Origin of the sequence: Lactococcus petauri (assembly GCF_023499275.1) — a bacterium.
Classification (GTDB): domain Bacteria; phylum Bacillota; class Bacilli; order Lactobacillales; family Streptococcaceae; genus Lactococcus; species Lactococcus petauri.
In genome coordinates, this window is record NZ_CP094882.1 from 1,507,853 (window position 1) to 1,528,018 (window position 20,166).

The window sequence follows — 20,166 nt, forward strand, 5'->3', positions numbered from 1 at the left end:
TTATACTCCTGCATATACAAGGCTTTCTGAAGCTTCCTCACTATTTTCAACTAGTTTTTGGTTAATGATTGACACAATCTCCGCTTGGCTGTTCGCTGCTTTTAGCTGATCTATCACCGCAGGTATCATGAGCATTTTCGCAACAGAAGAGAGCAATTGTAGGTGTGCGGTTCCTTTTTGATGTTCGGGTATAAAAAGTCCAATGATAAAGGTAATTGGTTGACCATCTAAGCTATCCCAAGCAATGCCTTTCTCATTTTTTACAATAATCAAACTGGCTTTATTAATATTTGACGATTTAGCATGTGGTATGGCAAAGCCGTCCATCATTCCTGTAGTTCCTTCGAGTTCACGCGCCACTAACTTTTCCTTGATTTCTTCCTTGTCTGTAGCGATTCCTCGTTGGATTGTTTTTTCTGCTAAAAAGTCGAACATTTCATCTCGTGTATTGAATGTTTGATGGAGAAAGACGTCATTTTCAGAAAGGAATGCAGAGGGAGCTAGAATTTCTTCAGTGGCTAATTCTTTATTTTCACGTTTTTCCTTCTCCCAGCGTCGTTTTTGATAGAGGCCAAGTAAAATTCCACCTACTGCCGAACCAATCAAAATTGATAAAACCCATTGGAAAGCACCTGTGACAACAGGTAAAACCAGAAATCCTCCATGTGGCGCAGGGACCTTTACTCCGAAAAGATAAGTTAAAATTGAGGCAATGGAAGAACCCACCATAAAAATAGGCAAAATAATCAAGGGATTTTTGGCTGCAAAAGGAATTGCGCCCTCAGTGATATGTGTGGAACCTAAGATGAGGTTCACAATCCCTGCATTACGTTCTTCAGTATTGTAATACTTTCTAAATACAAGCGTTGCAATACTTGTAATCAATGGCGGCGCAATACAAGCAGCTGACACACCTGCCATAAAGGAGTAATTTCCTTGAGCTAAGAGCGCTGTACCTGTAACATAGGCAGCTTTATTGACCGGACCTCCCATATCAAAGGCACACATTGAACCAACAATAAGTCCTAAAACAATCGGGTTACTGTTTTCAAATCCAGCTAAGAAATTCATCATAGCTTGATTGATGGCTTCCATAGGAGCTGCCAGCAAATACATAGCTATTCCGACAATTGCCACTCCTAGAACCGGTAAAATAAAGACAGCTTTTAATCCATCAAGAGATTTGGGCATCTTACGCAAGAGTTTTTGAAGGAAAAGAATTAAGTAACCCGCTAAGAAACCGGATAGAATTCCTCCTAAGAAACCTGCGCCACCTGCATTTGCTACGATACCACCAATCAAACCTGCGACAAGCGCGGGACGCTTAGCAATGCTTTCAGCAATGAAAGCTGACAATATTGGCACCATCATTCCCATAGCTTGCCCGCCAATATCCTTGATCATCGCTGCTGTGGCATTATATGTAGCATGATCTGGTTCTGCAGAATGGATCCCCCAAACTGCAAAAGAAATTGCAATCAAAACACCACCAGCAACAACGAAAGGCAGCATATGCGAGACACCGTTCATAAGGTTTTTGTAGATGCTGTGCCCGATTTTAGATACATCTGGTGCTGTTGAGGTATTTTCCCTAGTCGTTGTACCGTCCTTGATTTTTCCTTTCCCAGCTAATGCTTCCTTAATCAAGTGGTCCGCCTCTTTAATCCCTGCTGAAACAGAAACTTCAATGACCCGTTTTCCAGCAAAACGCTCAGCATGGACATCTTTATCGGCTGCAATAATTACAGCTTCTGCATGACGAATGTCCTCGTTTGTCAATTCATTTTCTACACCAATCTGTCCATGTGTTTCTACCTTGATTGATACACCTGCTTTTTTTGCCGCTGCTTCTAAAGCTTCCTGTGCCATAAACGTGTGTGCTATCCCTGTTGGACAACCTGTTGCAGCGATTATTTTATAGTTTCCCATAAATCCTCCTTATAGTTTATTCATAATTTCAGTAACAGTAATTTGTTTCATCAGCTGTGGAACATCGGAAAAATCAGTCAAGCCTTTTTGAAAAGCTGTAGAAGAGCCAGCTGCAATTGCTAATTGCAAATTTTTTCCGATAGCTTCATTTTTGATTATTCCGGCTAAGAAAGTTCCAAGCAAGCTATCGCCTGCACAAGCTGTGTTGACAACTTCTCCTTGCGGAGCATTTACAGATAAGATTTGGTCCGAATTGATAAACAAGGCACCTTTTTCCCCCAAGGAAATCAAAACATTTTGCGCACCTTGCTCTACCAATTTTTTACCGTAATAGATTACATCTTCTGGCGTTTTTAGCTCCACATTAAACCAGTGCGCCAGTTCCTCATCATTGGGTTTAAGCAAGAAAGGTTTGTAAGACAAAGTATCCAGTACTTCTGCATAGCTGGTATCAATAATGAGTCTCACCTTGTTTTCTTGACAGATCGCTGCAATCTCTTTTAAGAGTATGGGTGGAACTCCTTCAGAAAAACTGCCAGATAAACAAAGGTAATCCCCCGCTCTGAGTTGGTGTACTTGCTTTAAAAACATTTCTACTTGTTCAGATGTAACTTTTGGCCCTTTATTGACTAGCTTATACTCCAGATTTTCTTTTTTTACATGTGTAAAGACATTGATTCTGGTTATACCGTCAACTTCGATAAAGTCTGTGTAAATGCCTTCATTTCGGAGCGTATCATCGATGAAATTTCCGGTAAACCCAGCCTTAAAACCAAGTGCTGTACTTGTCACTCCGAGTTGCTGCAAGATCAAAGAAACATTGACACCTTTTCCATTGGCTTGAACATCATACTCTTCTGTACGATTCACTATTTTAGGAGACATCTCCTGGGTGTCAATAAACAGATCAATTGCTAAATTTAGTGTAGCTGTGTAGATCATTGAACACCTCACTTTCTTTTTATCATAGTATTATCATAGCGTATTATTTATGTACCCGCTTACAAATTTTGGATATTTCTGAAAAACGTTACACTTCTATTTTTAATTTTGCTATACTTAGAATAATAAATCTTAGAAAACGGGAGGTTTACTTTGAGTACTAAACTAAGCGACTCTGAGCAATATTTATGGAATTATATTGAGCGTAATATTATAGAAATCCCTAACTATTCCATCGTCGAATTAAGTGTTGAAGCTGCTGTTTCAACAGCAACAATTGTGCGTACACTAAAGAAAAAAGGGTATTCTGGCTATGCCGACTTCAAGTATAAACTCAAAGAGCGAAGAAAGTTGCATGAAGATTTTTCGCAGTTTGATAAAGAAGATGAAGGTATTCGTCTCGTCATTACCAAAAATGAGCAAGAAGTCATGCGCACCATCTCAATGATTAACATCCAGAAACTTGAAGAAGCAATTCGAATTATCACTGCTTCAAGACGGCTCATTTTATTTGCCCGTGGTTTTTCAGAAATGGTTGCCCAAGAGATGATGATCAAGTTTCAGCTTACAGAAAAATACTGTGAACTCTTTACAGACCCTGAAATCATTAAAATCATGAGTAAAAAATTATCCCCCGAAGACGCTGTCCTTTTCATATCTTTAAATGGCGAAACTCCAGAATTGGTAAATGCTGCACAAAATTGTCAACAACACAATATTGCAACACTTCTCCTTACGACAGCGGGTGAATCCACGCTGACCTCCCTATCTGATGTTGCTCTAGTTGGTTTTAAATCAGATGGCTCCTTTTTCCCAGACTATGAAGTACGCTCACGACTTCCTCTGACTATTCTTTCACGAATTTTGCTTGACTCTTATGCTTTAAGAAAAAAAGAAATATAAAAAAGTAAGTGTCTTTATCCCACACTTACTTTTTTATATTTACGGCCAGATTGAAGGCCAGATACCTATTCCTGAGCCAAGGATGCCAAGGCAGAGGAGTAAAAGAATACAACGGATAGGTGTCCATTTGTGCTTCTGCATGAGATAGAACAAAAGTAAAGTTAATCCTAGCGGCAACATTGATGGCAAGATACCATCTAAGATGGATTGAATATTAATTTCAGCTTCACCATTTGGAATGACAATGTTTACTGAAGTAGCTCCCATAGCTGAAGTCAATGCCCCCACTACGAAAATACCAAGGATAGAAGCTGCGCGTGTAAATTCTTTTGCATTAGCAGTCATGATGCTGATAGCATCTGTTCCTTTTCGGTAAGACCAATGCATCAGGAAGTAACGCAAGCCGAACTGTACAGCATTGAAAATAAAGAGGAAGATGAACGGTGCTGCGATATTTCCAGCAATCGCCATATTAGCTGTTATCCCTGCCGTAATTGGTACAAGCGTGAACCAGAAGAGTGCATCACCAATCCCTCCAAGTGGTCCCATCGCTGCAACACGAACGGCACGTATCGTTTGAATATCTGTTTTATTTTGCTCAAGTGAAAGAACGATCCCCATTACAAAGTTAACCAAAAATGGGTGTGTGTTGAAAAACTCTAAATTGTGCGCCATTGAAGCTGAAAGGTCTTTTTTGTCCGTGTGGATTTTTTCCAAACCGGGCAAGATCGAGTAGAGCCATCCACCGGCTTGCATCCGTTCATAGTTAAAAGATGCTTGGAGGTAAACGGAGCGCCAAACCATTTTGTTGAGTGTTTTTTTATCAAGTTGTGGTGCTGGCGTTTGGTTAGAATAATTATCAGGAATATTAAATACCATCTTCATAATCTCCTTCACTAGCTGGTGCTGCTGCCGCAGCTGCTTTGAGTTTTGTATTCATTTGGAAATCCCAGTAGGCGAATGCAAAACCAATTACGGCGAGTAAAAGTAATGCTGGACCTTTGAGCGCTTCAATACCGGTAACAATAACAGCAAGCACGAAGCCTAGGAAGTAGAAGCCCCAAAGTTCTTTTGAAACCATAACTTTAATCAAGATTGCAAAACCGACATAACGCATCATATTTCCGGATGCACCGAGTCCACTCATAAGCCAGGCTGGAATAGCATTTACTACTGTATCTCCAAAGGCTTTCCCTCCAATAAAGAAGAGCGTTACGACAATACCAAAGATTGTTCCGAGTGCACACATCGCTAGCCAGTTAATTTTCGCGATTCCGGCTGGGTTTGCTTCTTCTGCATATTTATCCGCGACACCCATTACCGGAGCCATAACTGTGAAGATCAAGGTTACACCATATTGACCTAGCAATGAGAATGGGATAGCAGTGGCAACGGCTGCGGCGGGCTGGAGACCCAGAGTGATAGCCAAGACTGTTGCCATAATACCACCGATAACCGCATTTGGTGGTTGAGCCCCACCAACCGGCATATTACCAATAGTCATCAGTTGATAAGTACCACCAACAATCAAACCGGTTTGAACATCACCGAGAATAAGGCCGATAACCAAACCGGTGACAATAGGTTGGTACAAAGATTGAAGTAAACTAAATTGGTCAATGGCAACGACAAAAGTCACTGCAAAGATCAAAATAATCTGAAAAATGGAAGCATCCATAAGTTTTTCTCCTTATATTTTTTTGTTGGATTTTAACCAAAAAATTGAGAGCCTATAATATCAAAACGAGAAAAATAAATTCACTTGACAATAAATACTCTATTTTCTTGCAAAATCCTCTTGTTACCAAAATTAGAAATGTATCACGAGTATCATTTGAAGAGCTTATCCAATGGCTCTATTACTGTAGTTGGCACGCGCTGTATCTCAAGCTCAACACCAAGTTCTTTCAGTTTCTTAAATGCTGCCACATCATCGTCATCCACGGCAATAACAGTTGCAACTTGACGTTTTCCTTCTGACATGTGCATATTACCGATATTCACTTTTTTAATGGGTACACCACCTTCAACAAGACGTAACACATCTTGAGGATTTTCACAGATAATAAAAATCAATTGGCGATCAGCAGCTTTACTAATAATGTCAATCGTTTTTTGGAGACTAAAGTAGCGTGTCGCAACTCCAGTCGGTGCAGCCATATCCATCAGTGCTTGACGCTGTGGATTGCTTGCCACATCATCATTTGCAACAAGCAAAAGGTTGGAGCCGACAAAGCTGTTCCACTGTGTGGCAACTTGACCGTGAATCAAGCGATTATCAATACGAGTAAGTAAAATATTTGGCATAATAATGACCTTTCTTAATAGAGAATAGGAACCTGTTTGTTCGTATTCAAATTTTATTTAATACCCTAGAAACTAGGAAAATGAACGTTTTACAATATCTGCGTGATGGCATAACGTGAAACTCTAATCACCAACTTATCCGCAAGCTTTATGCGACAGAACTCTTCGTCTAAATCAGTAATAACTCCTGTCAAGCCGCCACTAAACATGACCTCACTTCCTACGGCAAGATTCTGATGCAACTCGGCGATAACTTTCTTACGCTTGCTAAACTGCAGACCACTAACAATGCTATAAAAAGTACCGCCTAGAAGAATAAAGCCAATAAAGACAAGTGAACTGTTGATAATAAATTGTGCCGTCATTTATATGCCATCGCTTTCTTCAACTTCTGGCATTTTTTTGCCAAGCGCTAGGTCAAGAGTGACACCATCTTTAGCTGTTGAAACAGATAAATCAAGCATTAAATCAACCTCTGTTCCCATCATTCCTTGAGAAACAAACTCAATCAGCATCGGAAGATTCGTACCCGTAAAAATATGCACGTTCTCACTATCTCCTTTAGCTATCATTGCTTTATTAAAAGGTGTCCCTCCAAGTAGATCCGTAAAAATGGCTACTTCTTCACCATTTTTACAAAAATTATTTAAAGCCTCTTGATACTCTTCAAGGTTTGTTGCTTCATCAAAAGTAAGTGTGAGTAAGTCTGCCTGTGGTCCGGTAATTAATTCAACCGCACTCTTCATACCTTCTGCAAAATGCGCATGCCCAGAAATTAAAGCTTTCATCATTTCTCCTTGTCTTCTCAATTTAGTTTTATTATAAGCTATGAATTATAGGAAATTTTTCCAAATAAGTCCTATATTTTTGGTAAATTTTCCTGAATTAACCGCTTACAACTATGTTTTGTCTTTATATACTTTCGCGTTTTAAGACGACATGACCTGTTCACCATTGACGTAGACTTCTGAAAGTTCCATATTGGACTTTAAAACGATAAAGTCAGCATTATAGCTTTCTTTAATTTGACCACAGCGGTCATCAATATTAACAGACTTGGCAGCAGTTAAGGTCGCCATCATAAGAGCTTCCTCCGGTGTTGCAATCCCCCAATCTACTACGTTTTTAACCGCATCCTTTAACATGAGGATAGAACCAGCCAAACTATTTCCTTCTTTAAGATGAGCAGCGCCTCCTTCAACACGTACAGGAAATTCTCCCAACATGTAATCTCCATCGGGCATTCCTGCAGCACGCATCGCATCGGTAATCAGGACCGTGTGCGCTGCACCCTTACTTTGAATTAATATTTTAGCCGCTGTCGGATGAACATGATGTCCGTCACAGATAAGCTCGGCATATGTATTCGGAAGGCTCAGTGCCACACCAACCATTCCGGGTTCCCGATGGTTAAAGGGACTCATGCCATTAAATGTATGGACAAAGACAGTAGCACCTGCTTCTACTGCTGCTGTTGCTTGAGCTAAAGTAGCGTTAGAGTGTCCCAAAGCAACCGTGATTCCTCGATTTGTCAAAGCTCGGATAAATTCGATACTTCCTTCTCTTTCAGGTGCAACGGCTATTTTTCGAATCATACCATGCGCTGCTTGGTTCCAATTTTCAAATTCTTCCACATCTGGATCTGTCATATAAGCGGGATTTTGCGCACCTTTATGTTGAGTAGTAAAGTATGGTCCTTCAAAGAAAAGACCTTGTATTTTGGCCCCTGTAACTGCTGGTTTATAATTTCCAACTACTTCGCAGACTTCTCTAAGGCGCTCATGTTCCCCTGTTAATGGTGTAGCTATCCAAGAAGTTACACCCCCTCTAAGTAAACCCTGACTTATCTTATCAAGCAACTCTGACTCTCCGTCCATCACATCTGCGCCATCGAAACCATGTATATGTGTATCCACCAATCCTGGCGCAATCCAGTATCCTGTATAATCTTTGACCTCAGCATCTTCAGGAACTTCTTGCATGTGTTTGCCAAATTTACCCGCTTTAATTTCTAAATAGCCACCACTGAGCGTTTGATAAGGATAAAAAAATTTATCTGCTTTAATATAGTAAGTCATGCCTTACCTCCATTTATCTTTTTTCTTAGTATAAATCAGAAATAAGGGGAAAATTTTCCAAAAAGTCCCTTATATAAGTGGAAAATTTTCCCAAAAAAAGCAGAGATTTTATCTTCTCTGCTTGTCTTATTTAATCTTCACGAATAGGTGCTAAATTTTTGTAAAGGGCAAAAGCATCCAACAAGATACGATTCACAACTTGTAAACATAGGCGACTCCCCACGTCTAAACCAAAATTAATCGTTTTTTGAGTTGATTTGTAAGCATGGATGTAAACATCAGCTTGACTTCCAATGGCACTCGGCATTGCTCCCACGAGTGCAATAATCTTTGCTCCCCGATTCTTCGCTTTATGAAGTGCTTGTACAATCTCAGGTGTTTCACCACTCAAAGAAAAGGCAACAATTAGATAATCACGATTGGCTTTACTTGCAAAATACTGCATATAGTCAAAATCATCGTGAATAACACAAAGTTTTCCAAAAAGTTGCAACTTATCCATCATTTCCCGTGCAACATTAGCACTCAGCCCTGCACAAAAAATCATAATTTTGCTATGATGATCAATCAACTTAATAGCAGCTTCAATATCATCCGCTGAAAGTTGATTAATCGTCCGTGTAATTTCTATTTCATTTTTACGGATCGCCTGATTAACCTCTTTTGAAAAGCCATTTTTGCGACGCTCGTTTTTGGTATTACGAATAGTTTGTTTAAAGTCAGAATAACCATCGTAGCCCATTTTTTTCAAGGTTCTATTAACTGTGGAAACACTGACATGTGATTCTGTTGCCAATATCGAGATAGATAGATTAGGAATCCGATTTAAATTATCTTGAATATGATTCCAACAATACGACTCTGCTTCACTTAAGGTTTTCAATTGTCACTCCTTTAACTTCAAAATTTGTATTTTCGAGCATTGCAAGTCAATATTTTTCATAATTTTCAAAAAGATACTCTAAATCTTCAATTGTCTTCAAAAGCTCCTGACCGATATTGGTATCTTTAACACAGGTTCTTTCCTCTACTCGATCAACCAATCGCTTGACACTTACAATATCGCTGCCGTCTTCGACAGCTGCTTTTATCGTTTTAAAAGGCTCGTGAGCTGCCAACTGCATACCATAGCTGTTATAAAGCAAAGTGTATCCCGCAATTCCAGTTTCTTTTTGGTAAGGCTTAGAAAAACCGCCATCAATTACAATCAGTTTACCACCAGCTTTGATTGGTTCTTCACCTTTCTTTTCTTTAACCGGTGTATGTCCATTGATGACATGCCCTTTTTCATCCATCCCAAAATTTTTCAAGATACGACTAATCGTTTCTGGCTCTTCTCTTAGACGATAGTAAGGATTTTTCTTTTCCACATGTGTTGCTTTATCCGCAATATAATAACGCTCAAAAGTAGTCATCGCTTCTTTACCAAAAAGTGAAGAAGATTCTCCCACCCACAGATACCAGAGTAAGTCTGTAGATAAATCTTCTTTCACATCAGGATGCGCCAAACTCTTTCTCACATGATCTTCAAAAAGATCGAGCAATTCGCGCCCAGAATAAGCTTCTCCTTCAAGTCTAAAACACTTGAAGTCGCCGTTTTCATGAAGAGGCAGGCAACCATGAATCAATAAATTGCCATTGTAGGAAAGATACATTGAACCTTTTTCTAAAAGAAAATCAATATGTTTTTTGAGCTTTTGGGAAGCCTGAAAATTTTTCAGCAGTTTTTTCAGTAAGATTTCTTCCTCGTCTGTTAACTGCTCTGGTTGAACTGGATCAACCGTGGGTGCCTGAAATTCCTGTAAATCGTACTGTTTGCCTTTGAGCGTGATACGTTCTTCATCATAATTAATAAAATGCAAGACATCCCGCTCTTCCAGATGAAAATCTGGGCGTCGTGCAATTAATTGACTTTCTAACTTGAACTGTAAGATTGCCGTAGCTTGTTGGAGTTTATTGAGCAAGTCACACTCCTCCTGTGACAGATATTCTCCTTCCGTCAAACGAGGGGCAAAGGCTGGACTGGGCTCATAATACCGCTCCGCGTATTCAATCAGCGGACGTAAGTTAATCCCATATGAATCTTCAAGAATATCCAAGTTCCCATAACGCGAGCTAATCCGAATAACATTCATCATCGCAAGCGGTGAACCTGCGATGGCTGCCATCCAGATAATATCATGGTTGCCCCATTGAACATCAACCGAAGGCATACTGATCAGGCGATCGATAATTTTATCCGGAAAAGGGCCACGATCATAAATATCGCCCACCACATGTAAATGGTCAACGGTCAAACGTCTTACACTATCCGCAAGTGCAATAATTAAGTTCGGAAGTTCACCCAGATGTTGAAGTTTTTCAATAATGGAGTCAAAATAAGCACGTTTTTCTGAACTCGACTCAACCTCATGTTTTAATTCCTCCAGAATATAGCGGAATTTTTCTGGAAAAGCTTTACGTACTTTCGACCGTGTATATTTTTTTCCTGCAAATCGAGCGAGTTTCAATAAGGAAATCAGGTTCTCACGGCAATAATATGCAAATGCTTCTTGCGAAAGCTGACTTTCTTTGGAAACCAGCTTTTCTTCTGGGTAATAAATTAAAGTTGCAAGCTCTGAAATCTCGGTAGGATCTAAGTCAGGAAAGCATTCGCGGAGCTTTTCTTTAATCGAACCTGAGCCATTACGCAAGACATGATTAAAAGCATCGTATTCCCCATGTATGTCACTCACAAAATGTTCTGTACCTTTAGGAAGTTCACAAATTGCGCTGAGGTTTATGATTTCGGTTAAGACTGCTTCTTTGGATACAAACTGTTCTTTTAGCAGCTTATAGTACTTTTCATCCATGATCTGTTTTCTCCTCTAATTCTTGCTTCTTGATAAAAGCAACATGCCTACATTATAGTATTTTTAACATTTATAGTAAAGCGCTTTCTTCTAAATGTATTTTCCCTACACAAAAAAGAGTAAAGATCAGACTTTACTCTTTTTTTAATCAGACAATTATAATTTTTGTTTTAAATATTGTCCGGTGTAAGATTCCTCAACCTCAGCAACTTCTTCTGGTGTGCCTGTAGCTAGGATTGTTCCGCCGCCAGCACCGCCTTCTGGTCCGAGATCAATAATATAGTCAGCGGTCTTGATCACATCAAGATTATGTTCAATAACCACGATGGTATTGCCTTGATCCACAAGGCGATCCAAAACTTTAATTAATGTGGCGATATCTTCGCTGTGCAAGCCTGTTGTGGGCTCATCCAAGATATAAAAGCTCTTGCCTGTACTGCGTTTTTGCAATTCGGAAGCAAGCTTCATCCTTTGGGCTTCACCACCAGATAAGGTTGTAGCTGGTTGTCCCAAAGTAACATAGCCTAAGCCGACATCAACGATGGTTTGCAATTTTCTCTCGATTTTGGGAATATGACGGAAGAATTCTAAAGCATCCGACACGCGCATATCAAGAATTTCCGAAATATTTTTTCCTTTGTAATGTACTTCCAAAGTCTCTGAGTTATAGCGTTTGCCATGACAGATTTCACATGGGACATACACATCTGGAAGAAAATGCATTTCAATCTTGATAATCCCGTCACCCGAACAAGCTTCACAACGTCCGCCTTTCACGTTAAATGAAAAACGTCCTTTTTTGTAGCCACGTATTTTGGCTTCATTGGTTTCGGCAAAGAGTCCACGGATATCATCAAATACAGAGGTATAGGTTGCTGGATTTGACCGTGGTGTACGTCCAATCGGCGATTGGTCAATATCAATCAAACGTTCAATTTCTTCATAACCGGTAACTTTTTTATGTTTACCTGGTTTTTCTGAATTATGATTGAGTTTTTGCGCCAAGGTTTTCTTCAGAATCGAATTAACCAAGGTTGATTTACCCGACCCTGAAACACCAGTTACAGCTGTCATAATCCCTAAAGGAAATTGGGCATCGATATTTTGTAAATTGTTTTCTGAAGCCCCAGTGACCTTCACCATACGTTTTTTATCGATTTTACGGCGTTTGGCAGGTACAGGGATGGAACGTTTTCCTGATAAATATTGTCCTGTCAAAGATTTTTTATTTTTCGCTACTTGTTTCGGCGTACCAGCAGCAATGATTTCACCACCTAAATCTCCAGCGCCTGGTCCGACATCAATCAGCCAATCTGCTGCTTTCATCGTATCTTCATCGTGCTCAACCACGATAAGTGTATTTCCTAAATCACGCATTTTTTGGAGGGATTCAATCAAGCGGTCATTGTCTCTTTGATGTAGACCAATTGATGGCTCATCAAGGATATAAAGGACACCTGAAAGGTTAGAACCAATCTGGGTTGCTAAACGAATACGTTGCGATTCTCCACCTGATAAAGTACCTGAAGCCCGTGAAAGTGTCAGATAATCTAGACCCACATTTTTTAAGAAAGATAAGCGATCTTTGATTTCCTTTACAATAGGTTGCGCAATCATTTCATCGTTTGTAGATAAAGTAAGAGTAGCTAAAAACTCTAATTCGTCACCTATAGCTAAGTTAGAAAGTTCTCCGATATGTTTCCCATCAACCTTAACCGAAAGGGCTTGATCGTTCAAACGATAGCCGTGACAAGTCGTACATGTTAACTCTGTCATGTAACCACGAAGGTATTCACGTGTATAATCACTTGAAGTTTCGCGGAAACGACGGTTGATATTATTGATTATACCAGGGAAAACCATGTCTTTATCAGACACATTTCCAAAATCACCGACATAGTAAAAATGAAATTTACGCTCACCAGAACCATTAAGAATAATATCTTTGTGTTCTTCCGGCAAGTCAGCCCACGGTGTATCCATATCAATTCCAAAATCACGGCTAGCACATTCCAACATGGTTGGATAGTAATTTGAAGAGATAGGATTCCAGGCAGCGACAGCACCTTCACGTAAGGTCTTACTATCATCAGGAATAACCAAGTCAGGATCGACTTCATTTTTCATCCCTAGACCATCACAGTCTGGACAAGAGCCAAAAGGCGCATTAAATGAAAAGAGACGTGGTTCTAACTCGGGAACTGTAAAACCACAGACAGGACAGGCATAAAACTCACTAAAAAGGAGTTCCTCCCCATCCATCTTGTCCACAATAACATAGCCTTCAGCAATACCAAGTGCTGCTTCAACAGAGTCAAACAAACGTGAACGAATACCTTCTTTTACAACGATACGGTCAATAACGACTTCGATATTGTGCTTTTTATTTTTATCAAGCTCTGGTGCTTCTGTCACATCGTAAACTTCACCATCAGCGCGGACACGCACATAGCCCTCTTTTTGCACACGCTCAAAAACTTTAACATGCTGTCCTTTTTTACCACGCACAATTGGTGCCAAAATCTGTAGGCGTGTTTTTTCAGGCAATTCGAGGATTTGGTCCACAATTTCTTCAACCGATTGTGCTGAAATTTCTCCGTGTCCATTGATACAGAAAGGTTTTCCGACACGCGCAAAAAGCAAACGGAGGTAATCATTAATCTCCGTTACTGTTCCAACAGTAGAGCGTGGATTTTTGCTAGTTGTTTTCTGGTCAATAGAGATAGCTGGCGACAAGCCGTCAATACTGTCCACATCTGGTTTATCCATATTACCTAAAAACTGACGGGCATAAGCAGATAATGATTCGACATAACGTCGTTGTCCTTCAGCATATAAAGTCTCAAAAGCCAGAGAAGATTTCCCTGAACCCGAAACACCTGTAACAACGACCAACTTATCACGTGGAATGGTAACATCTATATTTTTTAAATTGTGCTCTCGAGCACCATGTATAACAATTTTATCTTGGGGCATACTCTTCCCTTCTCACTTCTATCCCATATTTACTGAGACTGAATTTCTTATTTTCGATAAAGATACTTCAATTATACTACATTTTAAGGTACAATAGCCTTATCATGAAATCTTATTTTGTCTATGTTTTGCGTTGTGCTGACGATACGCTTTATTGTGGCTATACAGACGATGTTACGAAACGACTGGAAACCCATAACTCTGGTAAAGGTGCTAAATATACTAAAGCACGTCGTCCCCTTCAACTTCTGACTTCCGTTGAATTTTCAGATAAGAAACACGCCTTAAAATGCGAATGGTGGTTTAAGCATAAACTCAACCGTTCACAAAAATTAAAATTAATTAAAGAAAGAGCAATCAAAGAAACTTTTGAAAAAGAACTTCTAGCTAAAGAAAAGGGATAAAACATCCCTTTTTTCAGTTTAATTATAAAAAGCAAACTCAAGTTTGCTTTTTATAGTTTTTCCAGTTTAACAGCTGTACCGTAAGCAGCAACTGAGTCCACATTACCAAATGTCGAAGAGTCAAAACGCATAGCGAGAATTGCATTAGCACCTTTATCTCGTGCTTCTTCTGCAAGACGTTCAATAGCACTCTCACGCGTTTCATGCTGGAGTTTCGTATAGCCGGCAATTTCTCCTCCGACAATCGTTTTTAATTGTTGTCCAGTACTTGAGAAGACGTTACGTGAACGAGTTGTTAAACCAAAAACCTCACCGTAGACCTCAACAACACGATAGCCAGGTGCATCATTTGTAGTTAAAATTAGCATATCTTTCATTTACTTACTCCTTTATAAGTTACATTTTGTCCAAAATTTCATGGATGATCTCATGCGAATCTAGAACATTTGTTTGTTTCATCTGTTTCATAAGTTTATCTCTATTATGACCATCAAAATGAGTTACTGCTTCAACCATGTCAAAAACCAAACTTTCAAAACCACGATTATATGTGGCACTTTGCCAACCATTAATTCCGATTGTTTGCTTGTCTAATCCAGTAAGGATTTCTAACTCCGTAAGTTCTGATAGACGATAGGTTCCACTGCTTGCTTCGACCGTAAATTCCTCAGAAAAAGCGCCTGAAGTCAAGTTCATGCTGGCGATGCCCATACAAGATTGCGTTCTCAGTGTGACTATCACACGTGAAAGTTTTTTGTCCGGCGTCATCGCTAATTGATAACTGTAACGTTCAATCTCGTCATCAAGCAAGTAAATCAACGTATCCAAAGGATGGATAAAAATATCATACAAACTAAATTGTACTTCGTCGGCATTATTTGCTAAATTTTTACTTACCTTGATAAAGTTTTTTTGATTGACCTCTTTAAGTTTGTCTGTCATTGGGGCAAAACGGCGGTTAAAACCGATAACAAAGAGGACATTATTCTCCTCAGCCAAGCGATGAAGTTCTTGGACCTCATCAAAGTTTTCGGAAATTGGCTTATCCATCATGACATGTGTGCCTGCACTCAAATAGCGTTTTGCAAGCTCAAAATGTTGAGCCGTGGCTGCATGGATGACGACCATATCACAAGTTTCCAACGCTCCTAAATCCGTTGTCGCATATTCAAACTTGTATTTTTTTCGAATCTCTTCAGCTTTTTCCCAAGTTCGCGAATGCAAAATAAAACGATGCTCGGCTTGCATTTTTGCATAAACGGGCAGATAGGCCTTACCTGCGATATTTGATGTTGCACCAATTATTCCAATAATCATATAGTCTCTCTAACTGTCTTTTGAATAAATGACGATAAGCTTGCCTTGAGCAATTTTTAACTCCATCGTCTCACTGATAAAAGCATTACTTGCGTAGATGTCCGCAAAGTTATCCTCAGCTTTAAGTGGATATTTTGCGTTTTTAATCTCTAAACTTCTTTTTGTGCCGATCTGAACAATGCCCAAATATGGATAGCCTTCAATCTTGCGAATGGTGTGCTGCCCTTGAGTCAGATATTTTACAAAATTTTGCTTATCCTTCAAAGAAATCCTTTCAGGATAGTCAAAATTCAGAGGCAGGTACACATTGGTCAAATGATGGTCAAGCCTTCCACCAAGGGCACCAATAATCATGATTTCTGCATCTGGAAAACGCGAAAGCACCTGATCTAAACCAGCTTCTAAATCCGTCTGATCCTTCTCTGCCGGAAGTTTAACAAGTTCATGAGCTGCTTCTGATATTTTGCCGAATTCTTCCATACTTACAGAGTCAAAATCACCAACCGCTAAGTCTATATTTTGATGGTCTTCAAGTAAAAATACAGCTCCACGATCAATACCGACATAATAATCATAGCTTTCTTCAGGTAAGCTTGCTGGCCGTCCTGCGTGAATAAGTACTCTCATCGCTCGTCCCCGCTGCCCGCTATTTTGCCTCTCAGCTGACGACTTTCCAGTTTATTTAAGTTGGCTTGAGCGACTTGTTCCAAATCAAGCCCCAGATAGCGCGCACAGGTTGCTACATGCCATAAGACATCACCTAATTCTTTTCCCAAAGCATTTTTATCATCATCTTTAATAATGCCATCCTGATCACGGATGATTTTTTTTATCTTATCCGCAACTTCTCCTGATTCCCCCGCTAAACCGAGTACCTTATCTAAAAAAGCAAAATTTACCTGCTCAATATCCGCTAGAGGACCATTGACATCAAATTTTATTATTTCCTTTTGATAATCCTTAAGTTCCATAGATAAGGTTCCTCCTTTAATTCTCCCTCTTATTATATCAAAAACTCCACTGAAAAAGGATGTTTCACCCCTTGGTTTTATACAAAAAAGCCCTCAAGTAACTTGAGAACTTTTATTTAAGCTTTAAGGGCGAATACGTCCAAGCATACGTGGGAATGGAATAGCTTCACGGATATGTTGGTTACCTGTAATAAAGGTTACCGCACGTTCCAAGCCAAGTCCAAAACCAGAATGTGGCACAGAACCGAATTTACGTAAGTCAAGGTACCAGCTGTACTCTTCTTCTGAAAGCCCGAATTCTTTTACTTTTTCAACCAAGTAATCATAATCTGTCGCACGTTCTGAACCACCAATGATTTCACCATATCCTTCTGGCGCGATAAGATCGGCACAAATCACAACATCTTCACGTGTTGGATGTGGTTTCATGTAGAAAGCTTTAATCGCTTTAGGGTAGTTGATGATAAATGTTGGCACACCATAGTAGTTAGAAACAAATGTTTCATGTGGTGAACCAAAGTCATCACCCCACTCGATATGATCATAATCATTATTTGCTTCTTCTTTTTGAAGAAGTTCAATCGCATCATCGTAAGTGACACGTTTGAATGGTTCATTGACATATTTTTCCAATAAATCAATGTCACGTTCCAAACTTTCTAAAGCATAACGTTGGTTTTCCAAGACTGATTTGATCAAATGTTTGACATAAGCTTCTTGAATATCCAAAGATTCTTCATGAGTTGTGAAGGCCATTTCTGGCTCAATCATCCAGAATTCTGTCAAATGACGACGCGTTTTTGATTTTTCAGCACGGAAAGTTGGACCAAAGGTAAAGACTTTGCCAAATGCCATCGCACCCGCTTCTGCATAGAGCTGACCAGTTTGTGACAAGTAAGCAGGCTGTCCAAAGTAATCTGTCTCAAAGAGTTCTGTTGTTCCTTCAGGAGCTGAACCTGTCAAGATTGGACTATCAATTTTAACAAAGCCATTGGCATTGTAAAACTCATATGTTGCACGAATAATTTCGTTACGTACAAGCATGATAGCATGTTGCTTGCGGCTACGTAGCCACAAGTGACGGTTATCCATCAAGAAATCTGTACCATGCTCTTTTGGTGTGATAGGATAATCCACAGATCCACCAACGACTTCAAGGTCTGTGACATCAAGCTCGTAGCCAAATTTTGAACGTGAATCTTCTTTTACAATCCCTGTTACGATTACTGATGTTTCTTGAGCCAAGTGTTTGATTTCAGTGAATTTTTCTAGTCCTGCTTCTTCACCAAATTTTTCAATCATGTTTGGTTTGAAAACGACAGCTTGGAAATAAGCTGTACCATCACGGAGTTGGAGAAATTGCAATTTTCCTTTTCCTGATTTGTCTGCAACCCAAGCGCCAATTTTGATTTCTTCTCCGACGTGGTCTTTCACATCGATGATTGATACTAAGTCTTTCATAAATAATTCCTTCTCTTTTATTAATATAAATCTTTGTCTATAAATTTCTCTAACCAGATTTCTTTCAAAGTTTTCAAATCTTCTTTAAAAGCTTTTGGTGTCTGTAATTCATCTTTTTTAAGCTCTTCCAACACCAGGAGCTCAAAGTCATCAGACTTCCAATCTTTGTCAATGGCTAGGGGAACACCAATACCTGTTTTTCGTGAAAATTCAAAGCGATTTTTCAAACCAGGTAAATCTGGTGCTATATCAAGATAAAACTTGTTTTTTGAAATATTTTTATAAGCTACAACAGCACCAAGCTTTTCTTGGAGCTTATAAGCTGATTTTGCTTCTTTTTTATCTATCATGCGACTCTTCCATCCAAATCCGAAGACGTTTTACTGCTTCTGTCAAACTCTCAAGGTCAGTGGCATAACTCAACCTCACATGTACGGGTGACCCAAATCCTTCCCCCGTCACCAGAGCCACTCCAGTTTCTTCAAGAATTGCTGTCGCAAAATCCGTAACATTGTCATACCCTTTCAGTGCCATTGCTTTCTCAACTTTAGGAAAGAGATAGAATGCACCATTAGGCTTAATAGCCTCAAAGCCAGGAATTTGATTGATCATAGGATGTATCAAGTTTAGCCTTGATTCAAATGCTGTACGCATTTTTTCGACTGCCGCTTCATCAGAATTAAAGGCTTCGATGGCTGCATATTGAGCAACTGTACTTGGGTTTGAGGTCGTTTGACCTGCAATCTTCGTCATTGCTGCAATAATTTCGCTATCACCAACTGCAAGTCCAATACGCCAACCGGTCATCGCAAAGGTTTTCGATACACCATTAATGACAATCGTGCGTTGACGAATCTTCTCTGATAAGGATGAAATAGCTGTAAACTCGCTTTTATTATAAACCAGTCGGTGATAAATATCGTCTGCTAAAATTAACAAATCATTAGCCACAGCCCAATTTCCCAAGGCCAGTAATTCTTCTTTTGAATAAATCATTCCTGTTGGATTGGATGGACTATTTAATAAAAGCACCTTCGTCTTTTCGGTTTTTACTGCCTCAAGTTGTTCAACTGTGATTTTAAAGTCATTTTCTTGCAAAGTCGAAACGACAACAGGTTGACCTCCTGACATTTTGACTTGATCCACATAGCTCACCCAATACGGGGCTGGGATGATGACTTCATCTCCTTTATCTAAAACACTTTGGAAGAAGGCATAAAGCGCAAATTTAGCACCCGTGGTAACTAAAATTTCCTTATCTTCAATGGCGTAACCATAATATTTATCCCAATAATTACGCACAGCACTTTTCAACTCAGGTAAGCCAGAAGCTTGTGTATAGAAACTTGCCTTGCCTGAATGAATAGAATCAATAGCTGCTTCACCGATTAATTCTGGGGTGGAAAAATCTGGCTGCCCTAAAGTTAAATCAATAATATTTTTTCCTTGGCTTGCGAGATCTTTAGCACGCTTCGCAGCAGCTAGGGTCACAGACTCTTCAATATTTGAAACAAAATCAGATAGTTTTTTCATAAATTACAACAGCTCCTTACCCGTCTTGAAATCATAAAGTTTAAAACCTTCACGACTATTTACCTGCCATACTGGCTGATTTTTATAAAGGGCCAAGACAATCGATGTCGTATTATCCGTCTGAAGCGTTTCGGGCTTAACACCTGTTGCCATGTCAATAACTGTTAAATTTCCCCCTTTTTCAGGGATTAAAACACCTATCTCTTTGCCTTTTTCAGTTTTGCCAAGTAAAGAATAATCTGTGCTATCTGTAGTTGCAATGTCAAAAGCTGTTGGAGTTTTCAGCTCAGTTTTATCCTTTGCTATAGCAATTGCAGCGCTTCTTGCTGTATTATAAGGGCTGATTGCTCTCCAGATAAAGAGGCTTATCGCAATAAAACCTGCCAGAATTACCGTTAAAATACCGATAATAACCTGTGTATGCAGAGTCATTCGTCTTCTTCTCATAGCCTACCTTTCTGTCCTTTAGATAATCTATTTAATTATAGCAAAA

Annotated in this window: 21 protein-coding genes; 2 read left to right on the forward strand and 19 right to left on the reverse strand. The window is 39.5% G+C overall.

What is annotated here, in order from left to right:
• Both lgb_RS07285 and pfkB read right to left on the reverse strand, forming a co-directional pair.
• The gene (locus tag lgb_RS07285; protein ID WP_019294302.1) at window positions 1-1,929 is read right to left on the reverse strand and encodes a fructose-specific PTS transporter subunit EIIC; all 1,929 of its coding nucleotides are present in this window, start codon (window positions 1,927-1,929) and stop codon (window positions 1-3) included.
• A gap of 9 nt (window positions 1,930-1,938) precedes the next feature.
• Window positions 1,939-2,871, reverse strand: a complete 933-nt coding sequence (pfkB, locus tag lgb_RS07290; RefSeq protein ID WP_019294303.1) for a 1-phosphofructokinase — start codon at window positions 2,869-2,871, stop codon at window positions 1,939-1,941.
• Window positions 2,872-3,024: 153 nt separating this feature from the next.
• Here pfkB and lgb_RS07295 point away from each other — a divergent pair, with 153 nt between their 5' ends.
• Window positions 3,025-3,774: a MurR/RpiR family transcriptional regulator gene (locus lgb_RS07295; RefSeq protein WP_019294304.1), complete on the forward strand. Its 750-nt coding sequence runs from the start codon at window positions 3,025-3,027 to the stop codon at window positions 3,772-3,774.
• A gap of 39 nt (window positions 3,775-3,813) precedes the next feature.
• Here the strand turns inward: lgb_RS07295 and lgb_RS07300 are convergent, their stop codons facing one another.
• The 9 genes from lgb_RS07300 to uvrA form a co-directional block, all read right to left on the reverse strand.
• Complete coding sequence (locus lgb_RS07300; protein WP_014025198.1) at window positions 3,814-4,653, reverse strand: PTS system mannose/fructose/sorbose family transporter subunit IID; 840 nt, start codon at window positions 4,651-4,653, stop codon at window positions 3,814-3,816.
• A complete protein-coding gene (locus lgb_RS07305) occupies window positions 4,643-5,452 on the reverse strand; it encodes a PTS mannose/fructose/sorbose/N-acetylgalactosamine transporter subunit IIC (RefSeq protein ID WP_019294305.1) in 810 nt (269 codons plus the stop codon). The genes lgb_RS07300 and lgb_RS07305 overlap by 11 nt, the downstream gene beginning before the upstream one ends.
• 152 nt (window positions 5,453-5,604) lie before the next feature.
• Complete coding sequence (gene agaV / locus lgb_RS07310; RefSeq protein ID WP_019294306.1) at window positions 5,605-6,081, reverse strand: PTS N-acetylgalactosamine transporter subunit IIB; 477 nt, start codon at window positions 6,079-6,081, stop codon at window positions 5,605-5,607.
• A gap of 89 nt (window positions 6,082-6,170) precedes the next feature.
• Window positions 6,171-6,446: a preprotein translocase subunit YajC gene (gene yajC / locus lgb_RS07315; protein ID WP_019294307.1), complete on the reverse strand. Its 276-nt coding sequence runs from the start codon at window positions 6,444-6,446 to the stop codon at window positions 6,171-6,173.
• Window positions 6,447-6,869, reverse strand: coding sequence for a PTS sugar transporter subunit IIA (locus tag lgb_RS07320; protein ID WP_019294308.1), 423 nt, complete (start codon window positions 6,867-6,869; stop codon window positions 6,447-6,449). It abuts the gene before it with no gap.
• A gap of 141 nt (window positions 6,870-7,010) precedes the next feature.
• Complete coding sequence (gene nagA, locus lgb_RS07325) at window positions 7,011-8,159, reverse strand: N-acetylglucosamine-6-phosphate deacetylase (RefSeq protein WP_019294309.1); 1,149 nt, start codon at window positions 8,157-8,159, stop codon at window positions 7,011-7,013.
• Window positions 8,160-8,289: 130 nt separating this feature from the next.
• On the reverse strand, window positions 8,290-9,042 hold the full coding sequence (locus lgb_RS07330) for a MurR/RpiR family transcriptional regulator (RefSeq protein ID WP_019291601.1): 753 nt from the start codon (window positions 9,040-9,042) through the stop codon (window positions 8,290-8,292).
• Window positions 9,043-9,088: 46 nt separating this feature from the next.
• Window positions 9,089-11,011, reverse strand: a complete 1,923-nt coding sequence (locus lgb_RS07335; protein WP_019294310.1) for a fructose-bisphosphatase class III — start codon at window positions 11,009-11,011, stop codon at window positions 9,089-9,091.
• Between the two features lie 156 nt (window positions 11,012-11,167).
• Window positions 11,168-13,987 (reverse strand): excinuclease ABC subunit UvrA, encoded by a 2,820-nt coding sequence (gene uvrA, locus lgb_RS07340; protein ID WP_019294311.1) that lies wholly within the window; start codon window positions 13,985-13,987, stop codon window positions 11,168-11,170.
• Between the two features lie 104 nt (window positions 13,988-14,091).
• Here uvrA and lgb_RS07345 point away from each other — a divergent pair, with 104 nt between their 5' ends.
• Window positions 14,092-14,391, forward strand: coding sequence for a GIY-YIG nuclease family protein (locus lgb_RS07345; RefSeq protein WP_019294312.1), 300 nt, complete (start codon window positions 14,092-14,094; stop codon window positions 14,389-14,391).
• A gap of 50 nt (window positions 14,392-14,441) precedes the next feature.
• Here the strand turns inward: lgb_RS07345 and lgb_RS07350 are convergent, their stop codons facing one another.
• From lgb_RS07350 to lgb_RS07385, 8 genes are all read right to left on the reverse strand, one after another.
• Window positions 14,442-14,768 carry a heavy metal-binding domain-containing protein gene (locus tag lgb_RS07350; RefSeq protein WP_019294313.1) on the reverse strand — a complete coding sequence of 109 codons (327 nt, stop codon included), beginning with the start codon at window positions 14,766-14,768 and terminating at the stop codon, window positions 14,442-14,444.
• Window positions 14,769-14,787: 19 nt separating this feature from the next.
• Complete coding sequence (locus tag lgb_RS07355; protein WP_019294314.1) at window positions 14,788-15,708, reverse strand: Gfo/Idh/MocA family protein; 921 nt, start codon at window positions 15,706-15,708, stop codon at window positions 14,788-14,790.
• 9 nt (window positions 15,709-15,717) lie between these two features.
• On the reverse strand, window positions 15,718-16,335 hold the full coding sequence (locus lgb_RS07360) for a thiamine diphosphokinase (RefSeq protein WP_019294315.1): 618 nt from the start codon (window positions 16,333-16,335) through the stop codon (window positions 15,718-15,720).
• A complete protein-coding gene (locus tag lgb_RS07365) occupies window positions 16,332-16,679 on the reverse strand; it encodes a nucleoside triphosphate pyrophosphohydrolase family protein (protein ID WP_003133010.1) in 348 nt (115 codons plus the stop codon). Before lgb_RS07365 ends, lgb_RS07360 begins: the two co-directional genes overlap by 4 nt.
• A gap of 123 nt (window positions 16,680-16,802) precedes the next feature.
• Complete coding sequence (asnS, locus tag lgb_RS07370; protein ID WP_019294316.1) at window positions 16,803-18,140, reverse strand: asparagine--tRNA ligase; 1,338 nt, start codon at window positions 18,138-18,140, stop codon at window positions 16,803-16,805.
• A 20-nt stretch (window positions 18,141-18,160) separates the two neighbouring features.
• Entirely contained in the window at window positions 18,161-18,490 is a 330-nt protein-coding gene (locus lgb_RS07375; RefSeq protein ID WP_003133012.1) for a GIY-YIG nuclease family protein, read from the reverse strand.
• Entirely contained in the window at window positions 18,480-19,673 is a 1,194-nt protein-coding gene (locus tag lgb_RS07380) for a pyridoxal phosphate-dependent aminotransferase (RefSeq protein ID WP_019294317.1), read from the reverse strand. The genes lgb_RS07375 and lgb_RS07380 overlap by 11 nt, the downstream gene beginning before the upstream one ends.
• A 3-nt stretch (window positions 19,674-19,676) precedes the next feature.
• Window positions 19,677-20,120 (reverse strand): cell wall elongation regulator TseB-like domain-containing protein, encoded by a 444-nt coding sequence (locus lgb_RS07385; protein ID WP_019294318.1) that lies wholly within the window; start codon window positions 20,118-20,120, stop codon window positions 19,677-19,679.
• Between the last annotated feature and the right edge of the window lie 46 nt (window positions 20,121-20,166).